The sequence below is a fragment of the Sphaerotilus microaerophilus genome (assembly GCF_023734135.1).
Classification (GTDB): domain Bacteria; phylum Pseudomonadota; class Gammaproteobacteria; order Burkholderiales; family Burkholderiaceae_C; genus Sphaerotilus; species Sphaerotilus microaerophilus.
The window spans coordinates 5,234,246-5,255,640 of record NZ_AP025730.1 but is presented as its reverse complement, the minus strand read 5'-3'; the positions used below and the strand labels follow the sequence as shown (position 1 = coordinate 5,255,640).

Sequence of the window (21,395 nt, the reverse complement as noted above, 5' to 3'; positions counted from 1 at the left end):
GGGGGACGCTGGACGGTTGCCGTCCGGAGGCATGCGTCGACATGAGACACCACTTCAGAACAAGTTGACCAAAAAGGAGTGCCCATCGATGGCGATGCTCTCGAATCTCGATTTGATCCGGCGCGTGCCGCTGTTCTCGATGCTCACCAACGAGCAGGCCCAGACGATCGCCGACGGCGTCATCAAGCGGCGGTACCGGCGTGGGGAGATCATCGTCGAGCAGGGCCGCAAGTCCGATGCGCTGTTCATCCTGCTGTCGGGTCGTGCGCGTGTGATCACGTCTGACGCCCGGGGCCGCGAGGTCATCCTGGCGGTGCTGGAGGCGGGTGACTACCTCGGTGAGATGAGCCTGATCGATGGCGAGCCGCACTCCGCCACCGTGCGCGCCGAGGTGCAGACCGACGTGCTGGTGCTCGGCCGGCCCGAGTTCGGCGCCTGCCTGCCTGAGGCCTCCAGCCTGAGCTACGCGATCCTGCGTGGCCTGGTGGCGCGCCTGCGCAATGCGGACCGGCAGATCGAGTCGCTCGCGCTGCTGGACGTGTACGGCCGCGTCGCCCGTGCGCTGCTGGACATGGCGGTCGAGGAAGAGGGCCAGCGCATCATCCGCAGCAAGGTGTCCCGCCAGGACCTGGCCAAGGTCGTCGGTGCCTCGCGCGAGATGGTCAGCCGGGTCATGAAGGACCTGGAGGAGCGCGGTCTGATCGAGACCCAGGAAAACGGCTGGGTCGTGCTCACCGACCGCCTCGCCACGCGCTGAGGTCGCGCCGCCGCCGTGGCCCCCTGCGTGGCCTCGGCGGTATTGCCGGTATTGGCGGCCGCTTTGGCGGCGTCAGTCGGGAGCGTGCCCGTCGGTCTGGCGGGTCAGTTCGTCGGCGCAGGCCTTCAGCGCTACGCCGACCCGGCCGGTGGCCTGTGCATCGAAGCAGGCACTGTGGCCGATGGCCGTGATGGCCACGACGATGCGCCCTGCCATGTCGAACACCGGCGCCGCCAGGGCGCTGACGCCCACCACCGCCTCATCCACCACGCCGCCCAGGCCGGTGGCGCGCACGCGCTGCAACTCCTGTTCGAAGGCCGCGTCCAGACCGGGTGCCGGTTGGCCCGGCGTGCCTGGCAGGGGCGCCGGATCGGTGCCCAGGCGGAAGCCCTCGGCCGCAGCGGCCCAGGCGGCCTCGGCGGCCAGCGCCGCCAGCACGGTCGGCCGCGGCAGGTAGGCCGCAAACACCTTGCCCGTGGCCGTGCCGCGCAGGCTCATCACCATGCCGTGGCGCATCGCCACGTGTACAGGGGAGGGCGCGTATTCGATGCGCACCACCGCCGGCCCGCGGTTGCCCCAGACCGCCAGTGCCACCGTGTGGCCGAGCTCCACCGCGAGGCGCGTCATGCGCTCGCTGGCCAGGCGCAGCGGATCGAACTGCTGCAGGCTGATCAGCCCCAGTTGCAGCGCGAGCGGTCCGAGTCCATAGTGGCCCGTCGTGGCCTGCTGCTCGATCAGCCCGAGCTTCACGAAGCTCACCAGGTAGGGGTGGGCCTTGCCCGGCACCATGTCGGCCGCACGCGCCAAGTCCTTCAGCGCCATCGGCCGGCCTTCCTGGACCAGTGCACGCAGCAGTTGGCCGCCGACCTCGATGCTCTGGATGCCCCGCTGGGGGCGATTGTCGGGGCGGCTGTCGATGTCTTCGTCGTCGGCCAGGCCGGAGTCGGATCGGTGACTGGTTCGTGTAGATGCCATTGTTTGTTAGACATCGTTGAATTTGTTGATTATCATCTGATCTGTTTTAGGCATGGTCGAATCAGTTAGATGATCTTCGGCCTCACCCCTCCGAGGAGACCCCCATGAACGCCCCCACCAAGACCTTTGCCTCTGCGGCCGACCTGGAAGAGAAGAAGGTCAGCTTCGAGAAGCTGTCCGACCACGCCTGGGCCTACACCGCCGAGGGCGACCCGAACACCGGCATCGTCATCGGCGATGACGCGGTGATGGTGATCGACACCCAGGCCACCCCGGTGATGGCCGAGGACGTGATCCGCCGCATCCGCGAGGTCACCGACAAGCCGATCAAGTACGTCTGCCTGAGCCACTACCACGCGGTGCGCGTGCTGGGCGCCGCGGCCTACCAGCCTGAGCACATCATCGCCAGCCAGGACACCTACGACCTGATCGTCGAGCGCGGCGAGCAGGACAAGGCCAGCGAAATTGGCCGCTTCCCCCGCCTGTTCCGCAACGTCGAGAGCGTGCCCGCCGGCCTGACCTGGCCCACCATCACCTTCACCGGCAAGATGACGCTGTGGCTGGGCAAGCTGGAAGTGCAGATCCTGCAACTCGGCCGCGGCCACACCAAGGGCGACACGGTGGTCTGGCTGCCGCAGGACCGCGTGCTGTTCTCCGGCGACCTGGTCGAGTTCGACGCCACGCCGTACGCCGGTGACGCCTATTTCCAGGATTGGCCGCAAACGCTGCAGAACATCGCGGCGCTGCAGCCCGAGAAGCTGGTGCCCGGGCGCGGCCCGGCGCTGAAGAACGCCGCCGAGGTGCAGGCTGGTCTGGACGGCACGCGCGCTTTTGTCAGTGACCTCTTCGCCAGCGTCAAGGCCGGCGCCGCCGAGGGCAAGGCCCTGCGCGCGGTCTACGAGGAAACCTTCGCCAAGCTGCAGCCCAAGTACGGCCAGTGGGTGATCTTCAACCACTGCATGCCGTTTGACGTCACCCGCGCCTACGACGAGGCCACCCAGTTCCCCGACCCGCGCATCTGGACCGCCGAGCGCGACGTGCAGATGTGGCAAGCCCTCGAAGGCTGAGCGTGGACACGGCGAGGCCCACTGCGGGCCTCGCCGTGCCTCGCGAAGCGGGCCGGCCTGCCAGCCGGCCCGTGGATCTGGTGACACGACGCAATGTGCCAAGGACTCCAATGCTTCTCGACCCTTCCCACGACCCGGCCCTGACCAGCTGGGTGGCCTCCGCCCAGGCGGTGGGCACCGACTTCCCGATCCAGAACCTGCCTTATGGATGTTTCCGGCGCATCCGCCGAGCCGGCCCTGCCGAGCCCTGGCGCATCGGCGTGGCCATCGGCGACCAGGTGCTGGACCTGGCTGCCGCGGCCCAGGCCGGTGGCTGGTCGGCCGAGGTCGCCGCGCTGCTGGCGCCGCTGGCCGCTGGGAACCTGAACGCCGTGATGGCGCAGGGCAGCGCCGCGCGCCGCGTGCTGCGCAGCGCCCTGCAGGCCGCGCTGAAGACCGGCAGCGCGCAGCAGCCTGCCCTGGCGCCTTGCCTGATCGCGCAAGCCGACGTCGAGTTCAGCCTGCCCTGCACGGTGCACGACTACACCGACTTCTACACCGGCATCCACCACGCCACCGCGGTGGGCAAGCTGTTCCGGCCGGACAACCCGCTGCTGCCCAACTACAAGTGGGTGCCCATCGGCTACCACGGCCGGGCCTCCTCGCTGGTGGTCAGCGGCACGCCGATCCGCCGGCCCAACGGCCAGTTCAAGCTGCCGGGCACGCCCGAGGGTGCGGCGCCGGACTTCGGCCCCTGCCGCCGGCTGGACTACGAGCTGGAGCTGGGCGCCTACGTCGGCCGCGCCAACGCGCTGGGCGAGCCGGTGGCGATCGGCCAGGCGGGCGAGCACCTCTTCGGCCTCGGTCTGCTCAACGACTGGTCCGCGCGCGACCTGCAGGCCTGGGAGTACCAGCCGCTGGGGCCCTTCCTGTCGAAGAACTTCGGCAGCGTCCTGTCGCCCTGGATCGTCACGATGGAGGCGCTGGAGCCGTTCCGCGTGCCCTTCACCCGGCCCGAGGGCGACCCGCAGCCGCTGCCCTACCTCGACTCGGCCGAGAACCGCGCCGGCGGTGCCCTGGACATCCAGCTGCAGGTGCGCATCCAGACGGCGCAGATGCGTGCAGCCGGCGAGCCGGCGGTGGCGCTGATGCAGTCCAACTACCGCGACGCCTACTGGACGCTGGCGCAGCTGCTCGCGCACCACACCGTCAACGGCTGCAACCTCAACCCCGGCGACTTGCTGGGCAGCGGCACTCAGTCCGGCCCGCAGCCGGGGCAGGGCGGCTCGCTGCTGGAGCTGACCAGCGGCGGCAAGCAGCCGATCACGCTGCCCAACGGCGAGACCCGCACCTTCCTGCAGGACGGCGACACCGTTGAGCTGCATGCCTGGTGCGAGCGCGAAGGCGCGGCGCGCATCGGCTTCGGGCCCTGCAGCGGTGTGATCCTGCCGGCACCGTGATCGGGGTGGCACTGGCGCGGCGGTGATATTGCCCGTCAGATGCCGCCGCGGCAGCCCGGGGAACGATCCCGGGCCGCCCGCCTCCAAGCCGGGATCGTGCGTTCGTCCACAATCCTGGCATGACCTATTCGCTCGGCACGCTGCGGGGAGCAGCGCCTCCGTCTTCACCTGATCCGGCCTCCGGTACGGCCGCGCCCGGCACCGGCCTGCAGCGGCTGCTGACGCGCTGGCGGCTGCAGCTCGTGCTGGCGCTGGGCGGCCTGCTCTGGCTGCTGTGGTTGATCGCGATGTGGACCCACGATGCCGGCGATGCGGCCTTCTCCACCTCCGGGGATGGCTTGGCGCTGCGCAACCGCGCCGGGCTGCTGGGCGCCTGGGTGTCGGACCTGTCCTATGTGCTGTTTGGCGGCTCGGTGTGGTGGTGCCTGGTGGTGGCAGCGCGGGCCTGGCTGGCCGCGGTGGCTCAGCTGCTGCGCAGCGACCCTGACGCTGCCTTGCCCCGCCATGCCCAGGGCCCGGTGGCCTGGCGTCCGCGTTGGATGCCCTGGGTCGGCTTGCTCCTGCTGCTGATGGCCAGCACCGCGCTGGAGTGGACCCGCCTGTACCGCTTCGAGGCGCTGTGGGCGGGCGCCCATGCGGGCGGCATCCTCGGTGCCACGCTGGGCCCCTTGTCGATGAAGTGGCTCGGCTTCGTCGGCAGCGGCCTGTCCTGGATCGTGCTGCTGTTGCTCGGCATGGCCTGGGCGCTGCGGTTCTCCTGGCTGGGGCTGGCCGAGGGCATCGGCGGGTGGATCGACGGTCTGCGCGAGCGCCGCATCGAGAGCCGCGAGCGGGCCGAGGACCAGCGCATCGGCGAGCGCGCCCTGCGCGAGCGCGAGCGGGTGCTCGATGTGGAGCGCCGCGTCGAGGAGGCCACGCACCCGATGCCGCTGGTGATCGAGACGCCGCCGCCAGCGGCCATCTCACCGGTGCTGCCCTCCACGCGGGTGGCCAAGGAGCGCCAGCAGCCACTGTTTGTCGAGCTGGACAACGGCAAGTTGCCGCAGGTCGATCTGCTGGACGCTGCGCCCGGCAAGGTCGAGACGATCACGCCGGAGTCGCTGGAGATGACCAGCCGGCTGGTGGAGAAGAAGCTCAAGGACTTCGGTGTCGAGGTGCGCGTGGTGGCGGCCCACCCGGGCCCGGTGATCACGCGCTACGAGGTCGAGCCGGCCACGGGCGTGAAGGGTTCGCAGGTGGTCGGCCTGGCCAAGGACCTGGCGCGCTCGCTCAGCCTGGTGTCGATCCGGGTGGTGGAGACGATTCCCGGCAAGAACTGCATGGCCCTCGAATTGCCCAACGCGCGCCGGCAGATGATCCGCCTGGCCGAGATCCTGGGCTCGCAGGTCTACCACGATGCCGCCTCGCTGCTGACCATCGGCCTGGGCAAGGACATCGTCGGCACGCCGATGGTGGCCGACCTGGCCAAGATGCCGCACGTGCTGGTGGCCGGCACCACCGGGTCGGGCAAGTCGGTGGGCATCAACGCGATGATCCTCAGCCTGGTCTACAAGGCCGAGCCGCGCGATGTGCGGCTGATCCTGATCGACCCGAAGATGCTCGAAATGAGCATGTACGAGGGCATCCCGCACCTGCTCGCGCCGGTGGTGACCGACATGAAGCAGGCCGGCAACGCGCTGACCTGGTGCGTGGCCGAGATGGAGCGCCGCTACAAGCTGATGAGCAAGCTGGGCGTGCGCAACCTGGCCGGCTACAACAAGAAGCTGGCCGAGGCCAAGGAGCGCGGCGAGCTGATCCCCAACCCCTTCAGCCTGACACCTGAGGAGCCGGAGCCGCTGGACCGCCTGCCACACATCGTGGTGGTGATCGACGAATTGGCCGACCTGATGATGGTGGTGGGCAAGAAGATCGAGGAGCTGATCGCCCGGCTGGCGCAGAAGGCGCGTGCCTCGGGCATCCACCTGATCCTGGCCACCCAGCGCCCCAGCGTGGACGTGATCACCGGCCTGATCAAGGCGAACATCCCCACGCGCATCGCCTTCCAGGTCAGCAGCAAGATCGACAGCCGCACCATCCTCGACCAGATGGGCGCCGAGGCGCTGCTGGGCCAGGGCGACATGCTCTACCTGGCGCCCGGCACCGGCCTGCCCACGCGGGTGCACGGCGCCTTCGTCAGCGACGAGGAGGTGCACCGCGTGGTGGACTACCTGAAGACGCAGGGCGAGCCGGACTACATCGAGGGCATCCTGGAGGGCGGCGTGCTCGACGGCGAGGGCAACGACACCAACGCCGAGGGCGGCGGTGGCGACCCGGAATCCGACCCGATGTACGACCAGGCGGTGGCGGTGGTGCTGCAGCAGCGCCGTGCCTCCATCTCGCTGGTACAGCGCCACCTGCGCATCGGCTACAACCGTGCGGCCCGCCTGCTCGACCAGATGGAGAAGGCCGGGCTGGTGTCCGGCATGGCCACCAATGGCAACCGCGACATCCTGGTGCCTCCAAGAAACGCCGAGTGAGCGCCCGCTCGCTTTCACCACCCCTCCCATGACCCTAAAGAATCCCCGCCGCTCGTTGCTGGCTTTCCCGATGGCTGCCGCGCTGGCCGCCGTCGTCCCTGGCGTGGCGCATGCCGATGCCGCCGATGCCCTGCGCAACTTCGTCAAGGACGTGCAGTCCGGCCGTGGCGCCTTCACCCAGACGGTGACCTCGCCCGATGGGGCGAAGAAGAAGTCCTCCACCGGCAGCTTCGAGTTCCTGCGGCCCAACCGCTTCCGCTTCGACTACGCCAAGCCCTACGAGCAGCAGATCGTGGCCGATGGCCAGAAGGTCTGGCTCTTCGATGTCGACCTGAACCAGGTCACGGTGCGCCCCTACGACCAGGCGCTGGGCGCCACGCCGGCCGCGCTGCTGGCCGGAGGCAACCTGGATCGGGACTTCACACTGAGCAACGAGGCGGACGCGGGAGGCCTGCAGTGGGCGCGCGCACTGCCCAAGGCCAAGGAGGGCAGCATCCGCAGCGTGCGGGTGGGCTTCCGCGGCCGTGAGCTGGCCGCCTTCGAGATCACCGATGCCTTCGGCCAGACCTCGCGGCTGGAGTTCGCCCGCTTCGAGCCGGGCGCGGCCATCCCGGCCGCCCGCTTCAAGTTCAACCCGCCGGCCGGTGCCGACGTGCTGAACCAGTGAGTGCCTGCCGTGAGCGTGGACTCACATCGAACCTGAAGGGTGCCCGGCCGTGATGGACGACCTGTTCGGCGCCGCTTCACCCGCCCCTGCGGTGGCCCGGGCACCGGCCGCCGAGGCTGCCCAGGCCTACGCCCCGCTGGCCGAGCGGCTGCGCCCGCGCACGCTGGACGAGGTGATCGGCCAGCACAGCCTGCTCGATGCTGGCAAGCCGCTGCGTGTGGCCTTTGAGTCCGGCCGGCCGCACTCGATGATCCTCTGGGGGCCGCCCGGCACCGGCAAGACCACGCTGGCACGGCTGATGGCCACCGCCTTCGACGCCGAGTTCGTGCAGATCTCGGCGGTGCTGGGCGGTGTCAAGGACATCCGCGACGCGGTGGACCGGGCGAAGCTCGCCCAGGCGCAGGGGCGGCGCTGCATCGTCTTCGTCGACGAGGTGCACCGTTTCAACAAGGCACAGCAGGACGCCTTCCTGCCCCACGTTGAATCAGGCCTGTTCACCTTCATCGGGGCCACCACGGAGAACCCCTCCTTCGAGGTGAACTCGGCGCTGCTGTCTCGCGCCACGGTGCATGTGCTGCAGCCGATCTCGGAGGAGGACCTGCAGGGCCTGCTGCAGCGCGCCAGCCAGGCGCTCGACGCGGTGGCGCCCGAGCCGGCCGCGGCGCAGCGCCTGATCGCCTATGCCGACGGGGACGCGCGCCGGCTGCTCAACACCTATGAGAACGTGGCGCGCATGGTCGGCCCCCAGGCCCCCATCGACGAGGCCACGCTGGAGCGCTGCCTGGGCGCGCAACTGCGCCGCTACGACAAGGGCGGCGAGCAGTTCTACGACACCATCTCCGCGCTGCACAAGTCGGTGCGCGGCAGCCACCCGGACGCGGCGCTGTACTGGCTGGTGCGCATGCTCGACGGCGGGGTGGACGCGCGCTACATCGTTCGCCGGCTGATCCGCATGGCGGCCGAGGACATCGGCCTGGCCGACCCGCGCGCCCTGCGCCTGTGCCTGGACGCCAGCGAGACCTACGAGCACCTGGGCTCGCCCGAGGGCGAGCTGGCGCTGGCCGAGGCGGTGGTCTACCTGGCCGTGGCGCCCAAGTCCAACGCGGTCTACACCGCCTACAAGGCCGCGCGCGCCTTCGTGCAGCAGGACGGCACCCGGCCGGTGCCGCTGCACCTGCGCAATGCGCCGACGAAGCTGATGAAGTCGCTCGACTACGGCCGCGACTACCGCTACGCCCACGATGAGGCGGGCGGCTACGCGGCGGGCGAGCGCTACTTCCCCGACGCCCTGGACCCGCCGCCGCAGTTCTACGCGCCGGTGCCGCGCGGGCTGGAGATCAAGATCGGCGAGAAGCTGGCGCAGCTGCGGGCGCGGGATGCCGCGGCGGCCAGCTCAGAGCCTTCCAAGGTCAGTGGCGATTCACGGTGACAGGTGACCAGTGGAGCGGAAGGGTGACTTGCTGTTCGATGGCTTTCTGTCCTACAGCCACTCGAATGTGGACCAGGCCGAGGCTTTGCATCGAGAGTTGGAAAGATTTGCGCGACCTTGGTATCGGCCGCGTGGTGTGCACGTCTTCATTGACAAGGCCAATCTGGCTGCTGCTCCGGTGCTGCGTGAAGAGATCGCATCGGCCCTGAGTGCGGCACGGTTCCTGATCCTGCTGGCTTCGCGCGTGTCAGCCAAGTCGGCTTGGGTTGATCTCGAGGTGCGCTGGTGGCTTGATCACCGGTCGGCTGATTCGATCATTCTGGTTCGGATCGACGGAGTGATTCGCTGGGATAAAGTGACCGGTGACTTCGATTGGCAGGTCACCGATGCCTTGCCGGCGGCGCTGAAGGGTCAGTTCAAGGGCGAATCCCTGTATGCCGATTTGGCTGACACTCAAGGTCTTCCCGTACAGGCGCCGGCCTTTCGGCACGCCGTGGCCCAGGTGGTGGCCAGGCTGCGAGGCGTTCCGCTGGACGCCATTCTGGGTGAGCATCTGCTGCGGCGGCGGCAAGCTCGACTGACTGTGGCCGCCGTCGCCGTGCTGGTGGTCGGGTTGGGCGTCGGCTCGGTGGTGCTCGATCGGCGGGCACGGATCGAAAAGGTCGCCAAAGAGGGGCAGCGAGCGCTTTCGCTGTCGAGGGAATACGCGGCGAAATCCCACTTCGCACTTGCGCACCATGACGCTCGTGGGGCTGTGCTCTGGGGACTGGTTGCCGTGCACAAGGCTGAGACGACCGAGGCGCGCGGTGCGCTACTGGAGGCTCTGGTGGCCACGCAGCATTTCGTGGCCGAACTGCCCGTGGCAGCCGAAGCACCCATCGATGCCGTGGCATTGGTCGTTTCACGTGGTTGGTTGATCGCAGGCGATCGACAAGGGGTATTGTCCATCTGGGACTTTCGGCAAGGGCAGTGCTTGGCGCGGTTTGAACGAGTGAGCCCTGGTGCGATTACTTCGATCAGCGTATCGGCCGACGGCCAACTGGCGTTGGTGGGCAGCGACGAGGGTGCCTGGTCACTGTGGGATTTGAATCGTCGGGCACGCATCCAGGTTCTGGACGCGCAGGCCGCATTCGCTCTGGCGTTTCAGCGGACCGGATCGTCGTGGGTGAGTGCAGATCGGGTCGGTACTCTTTCGCAATGGACGCTGGGGCCGAATGGCGCAAGCATGGTGCGGCGTGCACCCTCGTCCGACTCAGTGGTTTCTGTGGCGGTCACCACGGACAACCGGATCGTGACGGGCAGTGTCATCGGGGTTGTACGGCTGCATGACGCTAACACGCTGAGGCCGCTTCGCGACATCGATCCGGAGCCTTCTACGGGAGCTGTGGTCGATGTATCTGCCGACGGCCGTTGGTTGCTGTTGGCCGGCGGCATGTTTGTTCGCCGAGTCGATCTGCGAGACCTCTCCCCCGAGGCCGCCCCGGATGCCCGGCAGTTGGAGGCCACCGTCGACGCTGCGCGGTTCGTGCGTCCGTCTGGCGGCGAGGTTGCTTTGGCGACTCAGCAGGAACTGCATCTCTGGGGGGACACACCTCGCGTGATCGGTTTCCACGCGACCAGCATCATGAGCTTGGCCGCTGATCCGCAATCCGGCCTCTTGGTCACGGGGGATGGCCGTGGTCGCGTCCGTGTCTGGGCGTTTCAGCCAAACAACGGTTTTGTCCGGATCGTCAGGACGCCTGCCGACGATATGGGATTCCAGGTTGCCGCTCTCGATCCGGATGGTCGTTCGCTTGCCATAGCGGCTTCCGATGCGCATTTCGACCTCACGCGCGGAAGGTGGGTGTCGAAGAGAGCGAACATCCTTATCGCCGACACGACGACCGGTGTAGTGAAGCGCACTCTTCTGGACGTGCACCGTGGATATGTCAATGCACTGGCTCTCTCCCCAGGGGCGAAGTGGCTGGCCTCTGCTGGAGACGACGGCTGTGTCACGCTTTGGGATGCCAGCCAAGGCAACAGCAGGGCGATCGACTGCACCCCGTCGTCACCGGCAACGGCGGTGTCGTTCGATGCGGATGGCAGGTGGCTGGCTTATGTCCATTCCGACGGACTTGCCGCAGTCTGGGATATCGCTCAGGAAAAAATCATCTGGCAGGCCAACCCGCCGGATGTGCGCTCCATTGCCTTTGGCGGTTCGGAAGGAAAGATGTATGTCGTGAGAGTTGATGGTCGACTCGAATTGCGCGATGTAGTGAAAGGCACTTCTCAGGGTATCTATTCACCCCCGCCCCCCAAGCGCCAACGCAGGCTTGCACCCTTACCTCAGCCGTGACTTGAAGGTCTACTTGTAAGTGGATGATTTTGCGAAGACACTGGCCGCATGAACAGCGCTGAGAGCGAGGACAAGGCACCGTTCCAGCCGGTATCGATGACGATGCCGGCGACGCTGCCGGAGTGCCACGCGGTGATCGAGACGATGGCCCTGGAACTCGCCCAACTGCGCGAGCAGATGGCGTGGCTGCAAGAGCGGCTGAAGGTGGACTCGCGCAACTCATCGAAGCCGCCGTCGTCGGATGGACCGGGCAGCGGTAACCGCGCCCAGCGCCGCGCCAGCCAGCGCAAGCGCGGTGCCCAGAAGGGCCACCCCGGCGCGTACCGGGCGCTGCTGCCCGAGACGGAGGTGGACGGTGTCCAAGACTGTGTGCCCCCGGCGCAGTGCAACTGCGGCGGCGCGGTGAACGTGCAGGGCAAACCGGTGCGTCACCAGGTCTTCGACATCCCGCCGGTGACCCCCGATGTGCAGGAGTACCGGCTCTACAGCGGTGTGTGCACCCAATGCGGGCTGGGCCATCGGGGCGTTCTGCCGCAGGGTGTTCCCAGCGGGCAGATCGGGCCGCGCGCGCTGGCGCTGGTGGGTGTGCTGGGCACGCGCTTTCACCTCACGCAGGGCAAGATCCGGGACCTGCTGGCCCAACTGCTGGGGCTCGATTTCAGCGTGGGGGCCATCTCGCAGGCCCACGGCAAGGTAGCCGCTGCGCTGAAGGCGCCGGTGGCGGTCGCGGTGGCCTCGCTGGCGCAGGCCCCGGTGCTGCACATGGACGAGACGCGCTACCCGCGTGAAGGCTCGGCCAATTGGGTGTGGGGTGTGATCCAGCCCAAGCTGGCGGTCTTCAGCATCCTGCCCTCGCGGGCACGCTATGTCATTACGGACCTGATCGGCCAGGCGCCGCAGGGCGTGGTGGTGTCGGACCGCTATGCCGGCTACGCCCACCTCGACGCCAGCCGGCGCCAGGTGTGCTGGGCGCATCTGCTGCGCGACTTCACGCGCATGGCGCAGCGCCCAGGCGCGGCCGGGCGCATCGGTGCGAGGCTGCTGGCACTGGGTTATGTGCTGTGTCGCTGGCGCGAGCAGGGCCGCAGCGCCGCGCAGTTCGAAGCCTTGCAGCGCCGCGTCCGGGCGGCATTGGATCGGGGCGCGGCACAGACCGGTTGCCGGCGCACGCAGGCCACCTGTCAGAACCTGCTCAAGCTCTGGCCGGCGTTGTGGGGCTTCGTGAACCACCCTCAGGTGCCGCCCACCAACAATGACGCCGAGCGCTCGATCCGCTCCATCGTGCTCAAGCGCAAGATCTCCGGGCCCACGCGATCACGGCGTGGCGACGAGTTCATCGCCCGCGGCTTCAGCGTGGTGGAGTCCTGTCGACGCCAGGGCCGCGACTTGATCGACTACATGCATCAGGCCGTGCTCGCCTGGATCGACAAGGCGCCTCACCCCAGCCTGCTGCCACCCCAGGCCGCTCCCTCGGGCTGACTCTCACGCAGCTGCGTCCTCGCTGGCTCCACTTTCCTCTGGACGTTCTGGGGAGGGGGTGAATACGTACCTTCTCAGGTGCTGGCAGGCGGCGGACCGGGGCGGGACCTCAGGAGCTTTTCACTCGGTTGGGGCAGCGAGCGGTGGGTCGCCGTTGCTGACGGGCGCCTCGTGTATTCAGTGCGCCCCCAGGAAACGGATGTATCAATGCAGACCACAGAGAGGACACCCGTCCGGACAGTGGTCGGCCGTGAAGTCTTCCTGGTGGGCGACATGTCGGACCGGGTGTCAGTCGTGGATCTGAGTGACGGCCGTCAGCTGGCAGAGCTGAATCCAGGTCTGCCAGCTGGCGTGCGTCCAATGCGGCAGGCGCTTGCCGCATCGAGCCGGAGCGATCTGATTTCGTTCGGGATGCCCGATGGTGTGGTCTTGATGGACCTAGGGTCTGGTGCGGTCCGGCGGCGGGCCTGTCAGGTGGCGGGGGGAGGTGCCACAGCACGTGCCTGGGCGGTGGAGTTCGGACTCGATTTGTCCGGGCTGTGTGACTCGGAATAGACGATGCGTTGACGGTCATGTGGCCGAGTTGCTGGTCGGCTTGTTTGAAGGGCAGGGGGACGTGGTTCACAGCGCATAGCCGCGCCGCTTGAGCACCGAGCGCAGCGCGAACATCGAGCGGATGCGCGCCACGTGCGGGAAGGCCGCCAGGTGCTTGCGGTGGATGCGCTCGTAGTCCTCGGTGTTGGCCACCGCCACGCGCAGCAGGTAGTCGGCGGTGCCTGACATCAGGTGGCATTCCAGGATGTCCGGGCAGGCCTGCACCGCGCGCTCGAAGGCATCCAGCGCCGCGTCGCGCTGGCTGTTCAGCGTGATCTCGATGAACACGGTGGTGGGCTTGCCGATCGCGCTGGCGCTGAGCACGGCGCCGTAGCCGTCGATCACGCCGCCTTCCTCCAGCCGCTGCTGGCGGCGCAGGCATCCAGAGGCCGACAGGTGCACCCGCTCGGCCAGTTCGGCGTTCGTGATGCGCCCTTCGGCCTGCAGGATGGACAGGATCTGGCGGTCGGTGCGGTCCAGTTCCATGCGTATTCCTTCGTGATGCAGGCGTGATTGGCCCGATTCTGGCGGAACTTGCGCAGATTCTTGCGTGCGCGAGGGTTCAGGAGCAGGCCATTGCGCAGGACATTGCGTCCACTCAGGCGCAGGATTTCGCCCATTCGCAGCCTTCCCAACGGAGTCACACCATGCGCATCGGCGTCCCCACCGAAATCAAGAACCACGAGTACCGCGTCGGCCTCACGCCGGCCTCGGTGCGTGAACTCACCCACGCCGGCCACGCGGTGGCGGTGCAGGCCGGTGCCGGCCGCGGCATCGGCTGCAGCGATGCCGACTACCTGGCCGCGGGCGCCCAGGTGCTGGCCGATGCGCCGGCGGTGTTCGAGTGGGCCGAGATGATCGTCAAGGTCAAGGAGCCGCAGCCGCAGGAGTGCCGCATGCTGCGCGCCGGCCAGCTGCTGTTCACCTACCTGCACCTGGCGCCGGACCCGGTGCAGGCCGAGGGCCTGCTGGCCAGCGGCTGCACCGCGATCGCCTACGAGACGATCACCGATGCGCGCGGCGGCCTGCCGCTGCTGGCGCCGATGAGCGAGGTGGCGGGGCGCATGGCGGTGCAGGTCGGCGCGGTGGCGCTGCAGCAGGCCAACGGCGGGCGTGGCGTGCTGCTCGGCGGCGTGCCGGGCGTGGCGCCGGGGCAGGTCTGCGTGATCGGCGGCGGCGTGGTCGGCACGCACGCGGCGCGCATGGCGATGGGCCTGGGCGCCGAGGTCACGGTGCTGGACCGCTCGCTGCCGCGCCTGCGCCAGCTCGACGAGGTTTTCGGTGGCCGGCTGCGCACCGTCTGCGCCACGCTGGACGCCACCGAGGCGGCGGTGCTGCAGGCCGACCTGGTGGTCGGTGCGGTGCTGGTGCCGGGGGCCGCGGCGCCCAAGCTGATCCGCCGCGAGCAGCTCTCACACATGAAGCCGGGTGCGGTGATCGTCGACGTGGCGATCGACCAGGGTGGCTGCTTCGAGACCTCGCGCGCCACCACCCATGCCGAGCCGACCTACGTGGTCGACGGCATCGTGCACTACTGCGTGGCCAACATGCCCGGCGCGGTGCCGCGCACCTCGACCTTTGCGCTCAACAACGCCACGCTGCCCTTCGTGCTGGCCTTGGCCGGCCAGGGCTGGCGCGAGGCCTGCCGTGCCGATGCGCACCTGCGCGAGGGCCTGACGGTGCATGCCGGCGCCATCGTGCACCCGGTGGTCGCGCAGGGGCTGGGTCGGCCCTGCACGGACGTGGCCGGCGTGCTGGGCTGACGCCTGGGCCGGCACCTGTGGTCAGTTCCCTGCCATCAGGTGCCCGCAGTGCTCCAGGGCACGGCGGCGGTTCGTTGCGCACACGCCGCAGTGCCCGGTCTGAAACACAAGCAGCCTTGATGCCCGTCGAATCGGCGTGCCGCCCCACGACCGTGCGGTAAACACGCATCGGTGCCCCTGTAACCGGCCTCTACAATCCGCCCCGCCTTTCGCCACCCGAACCGGACGGGGTGGGGGTCGGGCGGACCGCGCTGGGGGCGATCCGCATGGCGCCCGCCTGAGGTGGCATGGGCATTGCAACAAGGCGCACGGCGGCCACGAGCCGATTCGTGCCGTTCATGGCGCGAGGCTCAACCGGACTCGCCCGAGGAGACCCGAAGAATGGATGTTTTTGTACAGCAGGTCATCAATGGCCTGGTGCTGGGCAGCATGTATGCCCTTGTCGCCCTGGGCTACACGATGGTCTACGGCATCATCAGCCTCATCAACTTCGCCCACGGCGAGGTGCTGATGGTGGGCGCCATGGTGGCCTGGACCGTGGCCACCACGATTCCGCCCGGCACGATGCCCGGCTGGCTGCTGATGATCGTGGCGATGCTGCTCGCGATGGTCGTGTGCGCGGCGTTGAACTTCACGATCGAGAAGATCGCCTACCGGCCGCTGCGCAACGCGCCGCGCCTGGCACCGCTGATCACCGCGATGGGCATGAGCCTGCTGCTGCAGACGCTGGCGATGATCATCTGGAAGCCCAATCCCAAGCCCTTCCCGCAGCTGCTGCCGCCGGAGATCTACTTCCTGTGGGAGGACGGCCCGGTGATCACGCTGACGCAGGTGGTGATCCTGGTCGTGACCATGGTCTCGCTGGCCGGGCTGCTCTGGCTGGTCAACCGCACCAAGCTGGGGCGGGCGATGCGCGCCACCGCCGAGAACCCGCGCGTGGCCGGCCTGATGGGCGTGCGCCCTGACCATGTGATCTCCGCCACCTTCATCATCGGCGCCGCGCTGGCGGCCATTGCCGGGGTGATGTGGGCGGCCAACTACGGTACTGTGCAGCACTCGATGGGTTTCCTGCCGGGCCTGAAGGCCTTCACCGCCGCGGTGTTCGGCGGCATCGGCAACCTCACCGGCGCGATGGTGGGCGGCGTGCTGCTCGGCCTGATCGAGGCCATCGGTGCGGGCTACCTGGGTGAGCTGACCGGTGGCGTCTTCGGCAGCCATTACGTCGAGATCTTCGCCTTCATCGTCCTGATCCTCGTGCTGACCCTGAGGCCGTCGGGCCTGATGGGCGAGCGCGTGGCGGACCGGGCTTGAGCGAGGGAGGACGATCATCATGATGACTTCCAAGAAGAACAGCTTCATCGTCTTCCTGATCGCCGCGGTGGCGCTGCTGGCGCTGCCACTGATCGCGGCCCAGTTCGGCCAGGGTTGGGTGCGCATCATGGCGCTGGCGCTGCTGTACGTGCTGCTGGCGCTGGGCCTGAACATCGTGGTCGGCTACGCCGGCCTGCTGGACCTGGGCTACGTCGCGTTCTACGCGGTGGGTGCGTACATGTACGCCCTGCTGGCGTCGCCGCACCTGGCGGAGAACTTCGAGTCGATCAAGGCCGCGTTCCCGAACGGGCTGCACCTGCCGATCTGGGTGGTCATCCCGCTGGCCGCGACGATCGCGGCGCTGGCGGGTGTGTTGCTGGGTGCGCCGACGCTGAAGCTGCGCGGCGACTACCTGGCCATCGTGACCCTGGGCTTCGGCGAGATCATCCGGGTGTTCATGAACAACCTGGAGCACCCGGTCAACATCACCAACGGGCCGCGCGGCATCAGCCAGATCGACCCCATGACCCTGGCAGGCGTGAGCTTCGGCAAGCCGCTGGAGGTGCTGGGCTTCAGCGTGCCTTCGGTGGCGCTGTACTACTACCTCTTCCTCGTGCTGGTGGTGGGCAGCGTGGTGGTCTGCCACCGGCTGGAGACCTCGCGCATCGGCCGGGCCTGGATGGCCATCCGCGAGGACGAGATCGCCGCCAAGGCGATGGGCCTGAACACCCGCAACCTCAAGCTGCTGGCCTTCGGCATGGGCGCCACCTTCGGCGGCGTGTCCGGCTCGATGTTCGCCTCGTTCCAAGGCTTCATCTCGCCCGAGTCCTTCACGCTGATGGAGTCGGTGATGATCGTCGCGATGGTGGTGCTGGGCGGCATCGGCCATATCCCGGGCGTGATCCTGGGGGCGCTGCTGCTGGCCGCGCTGCCCGAGGTGCTGCGCTACGTGGCCGGCGACGTCCAGAACCTGACGGGGGGGCGCATCGACGCGGCCATCCTGCGCCAGCTGCTGATCGCGCTGGCGATGATCGCGGTGATGCTGCTGCGCCCGCGCGGCCTGTGGCCCTCGCCGGAACACGGCAAGGCTGCGGTGGCGGTGAAGTGAAGCGCAAGGAGCAGACATGAGCCAATCCGACATCGTCCTGCAGGTGCAGGGCGTCTCCAAGCGCTTCGGCGGCCTGCAGGCCCTGCAGGACGTGGGCATCACGATCCGCAAGGGCCAGGTCTATGGCCTGATCGGCCCCAACGGCGCGGGCAAGACCACCTTCTTCAACGTCATCACCGGCCTGTACACGCCCGACGGCGGCACCTTCGAGCTCGGCGGTGCGCCTTACGTGCCCACCGCGGTGCACGAGGTGGCGGCGGCGGGCATCGCACGCACCTTCCAGAACATCCGCCTCTTCCCCGAGATGACGGCGCTGGAGAACGTGATGGTGGGGCGCCATGTGCGCACCTCGTCGGGCCTGATCGGCGCGGTGTTCCGCACCGCCTCGTTCAAGGCCGAGGAGGCCGCCATCAAGGCGCGTGCGCAGGAGCTGCTCGACTACGTGGGCATCGGCAAGTACGCGGAGTTCAAGGCGCGCACGCTGAGCTACGGCGACCAGCGCCGCCTGGAGATCGCCCGCGCGCTGGCCACCGACCCCAAGCTGATCGCGCTCGACGAGCCCGCCGCCGGCATGAACGCCACCGAGAAGGTGGTGCTGCGCGAGCTGATCGACCGCATCCGCAACGACGGGCGCACGATCCTGATCATCGAGCACGACGTCAAGCTGGTGATGGGCCTGTGCGACCGCGTCACCGTGCTCGACTACGGCAAGCAGATCGCCGAGGGCACCTCGGCCGAGGTCCAACGCAACGAGAAGGTGATCGAGGCCTACCTGGGCGCCGGTCACAAGCCCCACTGAACGGAGCCGCACCGATGGCACAACAGAACAACGGGCAGGTGCTGCTGGAGGTCAAGGGCCTCAAGGTGGCCTACGGCGGCATCCAGGCGGTCAAGGGCGTGGGCCTCGAAGTGCGCCAGGGCGAGTTGGTCAGCCTGATCGGCGCCAACGGCGCGGGCAAGACGACCACGCTGAAGGCGGTCACGGGCATCCAGCCGGTGGCCGATGGCGACGTGATGTACCTGGGCCGCAGCATCAAGGGCCAGGGCGCCTGGGACCTGGCCAAGCAGGGCCTGGTGATGGTGCCCGAAGGCCGCGGCACCTTCACGCGCATGACGATCACCGAGAACCTGCAGATGGGCGCGTACACCCGCAGCGATGCGGACATCGACGCCGACATCGACAAGGTCTTCGCCATCTTCCCGCGCCTGAAGGAGCGCCGCGACCAGCTCGCCGGCACCATGTCTGGCGGCGAGCAGCAGATGCTGGCGATGGGCCGCGCACTGATGGCCCGGCCCAAGGTGCTGCTGCTGGACGAGCCCTCGATGGGCCTGTCGCCGATCATGGTCGACAAGATCTTCGAGGTGGTCAACGACATCCACCGCCAGGGCACCACCATCCTGCTGGTCGAGCAGAACGCGAGCCGCGCGCTGGCGATCGCCAACCGCGGCTACGTGATGGAGTCCGGCCTGGTCACCATGACCGGCCCGGGCAAGCAGCTGCTAGACGACCCGAAGGTGCGCGCGGCCTACCTGGGCGAGTGAGCTGCAGGACCGGACTGGCTGCTGTGCAGCCAGCCCGGCCCAGGTGCTTCACACCAGCCGGAACACCCGGATCAGCACCGCGTTTCGCTTGGGACGCAGGCTGTCGAGCGTACCGGTGTAGACGTAGTCGTTCAGCCAGCCGTACTTGCCGTTGGGCGCGCTCAGGCGGATGTGCGACAGCGCATAGCGCGGCTGCCCGGTGGGCGTGCGCACCAGCACCTGGTTGCTCACGGTGATGACGGCGCCATCGTCGGTCTTGAGCTCGTAGACCGCATCGAGCAGGCGTGCACCGTCCTGGCGCACCAACTGGCGGTCGGCGCCGCCCGCCAGCACCGTGCCCTTGAGCCCGGGGCCGGCGAACTCGCCGCCGGTGATCGGCACGATGCGCCGCTCGCCCAGCGGGCCGGTGCCCATGTTGACCATGTCGGCCACATCGACGATAGCCTCGTAGACGAACTCGGCGCGCGGCGGCGCCATCGGCACGTCGGTGCCCAAGGGTGAGGTGGCGCTCTGCGCGCGTGCCGGCAGCGCGGCACCGGCGGCTGCCGCGGCGGCGCCGGCCAACCAGAGGCGGCGAGCGGGTGTGGTCTGGCCGAGGCGCTCGGCGCGCGCTTCGGCGGGATCGGGATGGGGGTGGGGGCTCATCGGGTCGTCTCCTCGGTTCATTCGCAGCGGAAGCTTTCGGCGCGTTCCGGGTTGCCGCCCTGGTAGCGGGCCACCTTCGGCCAGGCGCACAGCGGGCGTGTGCGGTCGGCCGACCAGCCGGGGGGCAGCTCGGCGTTGACACCGCCCACATTGCCCGCGCCGCGGGCCTGCGCGGTGAGCTGCTCGGGGGCGCGGCCGCCCTCGACCCAGTCCACCAGCGGCTGCAGCAGGTTGAACTGGTCGGTAGCCGGGCCGCCGCCGCAGTGGTTCATGCCGGGCACCAGGTAGAGACGGGCGAAGTCCTCGGCACGGCCACCCTGGTTCGCCTGGTTCTTCTGCAGGTCGCGGTACCAGGCGGTGCTGGCCTCGGGCGAGAACACGCCGTCGCTGTTGCCGTGCCAGACCATCATCTTGGCGCCGCGCTCGCGCAGGCGGCCCAGCTCGGCCGGCTTCGGCGGGGCCATGAACTGCATGGCCGACTCGGTGTAGGTGGCGTCGCTGCGGTGGATGCCGGCCGAATCGCGGTCCAGGTCGAAGCCCAGCGCGTAGCCCTGGGTGTCCTTGAGCATGTCCTTGGAGGCCGGCGGCACCATGAAGACGTAGCCCACCGCCACCGGGTCGCGGTTGGTGACCGAGTAGACGAACTTCCAGTTGCCCCAGTCCTCGGCGGCAAAGCCTGCGTCGGCCGGGAAGGGGCTGTACAGCGCCTGGCCGCTGCTTGTGCGCGCGCCGGCCAGCACGTTGCCCAGCGCGGTCTTCTGCGCCGTTGTCAGGCACTGGCCGGTGCGCTGCTCGCCGTTGCAGCTCGGCACGTCGCGCTGCAGGTCGAAGGCGCGCTGGCAGGCGGCGCTGTCCTGCACCAGGCCGTCGGCCAGGCCGTCGAGCGCGTCGCAGCGCGCCAGCACCTGGCGGGTGACCAGCTGCCGCTCGGTGGGCGTGAGGGCGGTGTCGAGCTTCTTCGGGTCGGTGGCGGCGCGGGCGAACTGCTGCGCGGCATAGAGCTGCGCCAGCGCCGCCTGCGGCAGGTTGTAGCCCGGCGCGCCGGCCAGGATGCCGTCGTAGGCCTCGGGCAGGCGCGCGGCGGTGACGAAGGCGTGGCGCCCGCCGTTGGAGCAGCCGCTGAAGTAGGAGCGGTCCGGCGCGCGGCCGTAGCCGGCGGCGACCAGCGCCTTGGCCATCGGCGTGAGCTTGGCCACCGCCTGGTAGCCGTAGTCCAGCCGGGCCTGCGGATCCAGGCCGAACAGCGGCAGCTGCTTGATGGTGTGGCCGGCGTCCGAGCTGATCACCGCAAAGCCCATCTGCAGCGCATTGGTGAGTGAGCCGCGCCCGCCCACCGGCCCGGTGGCAGGGGCCAGGATGCCGTCCAGCCCGCCATTGGCCTGGTAGAGGAAGCGGCCGTTCCAGTTGGCCGGCAGGCGCATCTCGAAGCCGATGGCGTAGTTCTGGCCGTCCACCGGGCTGGTGCGCTCGTGCATCAGGCCGGTGACGCGGCAGTGCGCGCCCACCGGCTGGCCGGCCACTTTCAGCGCGTCGGCGGCCACCGGCTCGGCGGCGGTGATGCGCGTGGCGGGGTGCTGGAAGCGGCTGGCCAGCTCGGCGCAGAGCTGCAGCGTGCCGGGGCGCGCGGCGCTCATCGGGCCGGGCGTAGCCGCGCCGGGCGGCTGGGTCGGCAGGCTGCAGGCGCCCAGCAGCAGGGCGGCGGCCAGAGGGGACAGCGGCGCCAGACGAGGCCGCGCGATGGGGGGGTGTGAGGCTTTGGACATGAAAC

Annotated in this window: 17 protein-coding genes; 13 read left to right on the top strand and 4 right to left on the bottom strand. The window is 68.9% G+C overall.

All coding sequences use genetic code 11. The annotated features are described in order from the left end of the window. Positions 1–88: 88 nt before the first annotated feature. On the top strand, positions 89–757 hold the full coding sequence (locus tag NGK70_RS22565) for a Crp/Fnr family transcriptional regulator (RefSeq protein ID WP_251970696.1): 669 nt from the start codon (positions 89–91) through the stop codon (positions 755–757). A gap of 72 nt (positions 758–829) precedes the next feature. On the opposite strand, the gene NGK70_RS22560 is transcribed toward NGK70_RS22565, so the two are convergent. Beyond that, on the bottom strand, positions 830–1,732 hold the full coding sequence (locus NGK70_RS22560; RefSeq protein WP_251970695.1) for an IclR family transcriptional regulator: 903 nt from the start codon (positions 1,730–1,732) through the stop codon (positions 830–832). Positions 1,733–1,836: 104 nt separating this feature from the next. Here NGK70_RS22560 and NGK70_RS22555 point away from each other — a divergent pair, with 104 nt between their 5' ends. From NGK70_RS22555 to tnpC, 7 genes are all read left to right on the top strand, one after another. After that, complete coding sequence (locus tag NGK70_RS22555; protein WP_251970694.1) at positions 1,837–2,799, top strand: MBL fold metallo-hydrolase; 963 nt, start codon at positions 1,837–1,839, stop codon at positions 2,797–2,799. Between the two features lie 110 nt (positions 2,800–2,909). After that, positions 2,910–4,238: a fumarylacetoacetase gene (gene fahA, locus NGK70_RS22550; protein ID WP_251970693.1), complete on the top strand. Its 1,329-nt coding sequence runs from the start codon at positions 2,910–2,912 to the stop codon at positions 4,236–4,238. A gap of 119 nt (positions 4,239–4,357) precedes the next feature. After that, on the top strand, positions 4,358–6,754 hold the full coding sequence (locus NGK70_RS22545; protein ID WP_251970692.1) for a DNA translocase FtsK: 2,397 nt from the start codon (positions 4,358–4,360) through the stop codon (positions 6,752–6,754). A 28-nt stretch (positions 6,755–6,782) separates the two neighbouring features. Then, entirely contained in the window at positions 6,783–7,421 is a 639-nt protein-coding gene (gene lolA / locus NGK70_RS22540; RefSeq protein WP_428985549.1) for an outer membrane lipoprotein periplasmic chaperone LolA, read from the top strand. Between the two features lie 52 nt (positions 7,422–7,473). Next, positions 7,474–8,850, top strand: a complete 1,377-nt coding sequence (locus NGK70_RS22535) for a replication-associated recombination protein A (RefSeq protein ID WP_251970691.1) — start codon at positions 7,474–7,476, stop codon at positions 8,848–8,850. Positions 8,851–8,878: 28 nt separating this feature from the next. After that, the gene (locus tag NGK70_RS22530) at positions 8,879–11,185 is read left to right on the top strand and encodes a toll/interleukin-1 receptor domain-containing protein (protein WP_251970690.1); all 2,307 of its coding nucleotides are present in this window, start codon (positions 8,879–8,881) and stop codon (positions 11,183–11,185) included. Between the two features lie 48 nt (positions 11,186–11,233). Further along, on the top strand, positions 11,234–12,664 hold the full coding sequence (tnpC, locus tag NGK70_RS22525; RefSeq protein ID WP_251970689.1) for an IS66 family transposase: 1,431 nt from the start codon (positions 11,234–11,236) through the stop codon (positions 12,662–12,664). A gap of 621 nt (positions 12,665–13,285) precedes the next feature. On the opposite strand, the gene NGK70_RS22520 is transcribed toward tnpC, so the two are convergent. Then, positions 13,286–13,744, bottom strand: a complete 459-nt coding sequence (locus NGK70_RS22520) for an Lrp/AsnC family transcriptional regulator (protein ID WP_251970688.1) — start codon at positions 13,742–13,744, stop codon at positions 13,286–13,288. Between the two features lie 161 nt (positions 13,745–13,905). On the opposite strand from NGK70_RS22520, the gene ald reads away from it, so the two are divergent. The 5 genes from ald to NGK70_RS22495 all read left to right on the top strand — a co-directional run bounded on the left by ald (position 13,906) and on the right by NGK70_RS22495 (position 18,982). After that, positions 13,906–15,021, top strand: a complete 1,116-nt coding sequence (gene ald / locus NGK70_RS22515) for an alanine dehydrogenase (protein ID WP_251970687.1) — start codon at positions 13,906–13,908, stop codon at positions 15,019–15,021. A gap of 381 nt (positions 15,022–15,402) precedes the next feature. Next, positions 15,403–16,332 carry a branched-chain amino acid ABC transporter permease gene (locus NGK70_RS22510; RefSeq protein ID WP_251970686.1) on the top strand — a complete coding sequence of 310 codons (930 nt, stop codon included), beginning with the start codon at positions 15,403–15,405 and terminating at the stop codon, positions 16,330–16,332. 22 nt (positions 16,333–16,354) lie between these two features. Beyond that, positions 16,355–17,440 (top strand): branched-chain amino acid ABC transporter permease, encoded by a 1,086-nt coding sequence (locus NGK70_RS22505; protein ID WP_428985623.1) that lies wholly within the window; start codon positions 16,355–16,357, stop codon positions 17,438–17,440. 16 nt (positions 17,441–17,456) lie between these two features. Further along, the gene (locus NGK70_RS22500) at positions 17,457–18,239 is read left to right on the top strand and encodes an ABC transporter ATP-binding protein (RefSeq protein ID WP_251970684.1); all 783 of its coding nucleotides are present in this window, start codon (positions 17,457–17,459) and stop codon (positions 18,237–18,239) included. 14 nt (positions 18,240–18,253) lie between these two features. Beyond that, positions 18,254–18,982, top strand: coding sequence for an ABC transporter ATP-binding protein (locus NGK70_RS22495; RefSeq protein ID WP_251970683.1), 729 nt, complete (start codon positions 18,254–18,256; stop codon positions 18,980–18,982). A gap of 48 nt (positions 18,983–19,030) precedes the next feature. Here NGK70_RS22495 and NGK70_RS22490 read toward each other — a convergent pair whose 3' ends face one another. Both NGK70_RS22490 and NGK70_RS22485 read right to left on the bottom strand, forming a co-directional pair. Further along, a complete protein-coding gene (locus NGK70_RS22490) occupies positions 19,031–19,627 on the bottom strand; it encodes a DUF3237 domain-containing protein (protein WP_251970682.1) in 597 nt (198 codons plus the stop codon). A 17-nt stretch (positions 19,628–19,644) separates the two neighbouring features. Further along, entirely contained in the window at positions 19,645–21,390 is a 1,746-nt protein-coding gene (locus NGK70_RS22485) for a tannase/feruloyl esterase family alpha/beta hydrolase (protein WP_251970681.1), read from the bottom strand. Positions 21,391–21,395 lie beyond the last annotated feature (5 nt).

Coding starts and splice junctions, on each gene's coding strand:
- NGK70_RS22565 (WP_251970696.1), top strand. CDS start 89: ATGGCGATGCTCTCGAATCTCGATTTGATCCGGCGCGTGCCGCTGTTC.
- NGK70_RS22560 (WP_251970695.1), bottom strand. CDS start 1,732: ATGGCATCTACACGAACCAGTCACCGATCCGACTCCGGCCTGGCCGAC.
- NGK70_RS22555 (WP_251970694.1), top strand. CDS start 1,837: ATGAACGCCCCCACCAAGACCTTTGCCTCTGCGGCCGACCTGGAAGAG.
- fahA (WP_251970693.1), top strand. CDS start 2,910: ATGCTTCTCGACCCTTCCCACGACCCGGCCCTGACCAGCTGGGTGGCC.
- NGK70_RS22545 (WP_251970692.1), top strand. CDS start 4,358: ATGACCTATTCGCTCGGCACGCTGCGGGGAGCAGCGCCTCCGTCTTCA.
- lolA (WP_428985549.1), top strand. CDS start 6,783: ATGACCCTAAAGAATCCCCGCCGCTCGTTGCTGGCTTTCCCGATGGCT.
- NGK70_RS22535 (WP_251970691.1), top strand. CDS start 7,474: ATGGACGACCTGTTCGGCGCCGCTTCACCCGCCCCTGCGGTGGCCCGG.
- tnpC (WP_251970689.1), top strand. CDS start 11,234: ATGAACAGCGCTGAGAGCGAGGACAAGGCACCGTTCCAGCCGGTATCG.
- NGK70_RS22520 (WP_251970688.1), bottom strand. CDS start 13,744: ATGGAACTGGACCGCACCGACCGCCAGATCCTGTCCATCCTGCAGGCC.
- ald (WP_251970687.1), top strand. CDS start 13,906: ATGCGCATCGGCGTCCCCACCGAAATCAAGAACCACGAGTACCGCGTC.
- NGK70_RS22510 (WP_251970686.1), top strand. CDS start 15,403: ATGGATGTTTTTGTACAGCAGGTCATCAATGGCCTGGTGCTGGGCAGC.
- NGK70_RS22505 (WP_428985623.1), top strand. CDS start 16,355: ATGACTTCCAAGAAGAACAGCTTCATCGTCTTCCTGATCGCCGCGGTG.
- NGK70_RS22500 (WP_251970684.1), top strand. CDS start 17,457: ATGAGCCAATCCGACATCGTCCTGCAGGTGCAGGGCGTCTCCAAGCGC.
- NGK70_RS22495 (WP_251970683.1), top strand. CDS start 18,254: ATGGCACAACAGAACAACGGGCAGGTGCTGCTGGAGGTCAAGGGCCTC.
- NGK70_RS22490 (WP_251970682.1), bottom strand. CDS start 19,627: ATGAGCCCCCACCCCCATCCCGATCCCGCCGAAGCGCGCGCCGAGCGC.
- NGK70_RS22485 (WP_251970681.1), bottom strand. CDS start 21,390: ATGTCCAAAGCCTCACACCCCCCCATCGCGCGGCCTCGTCTGGCGCCG.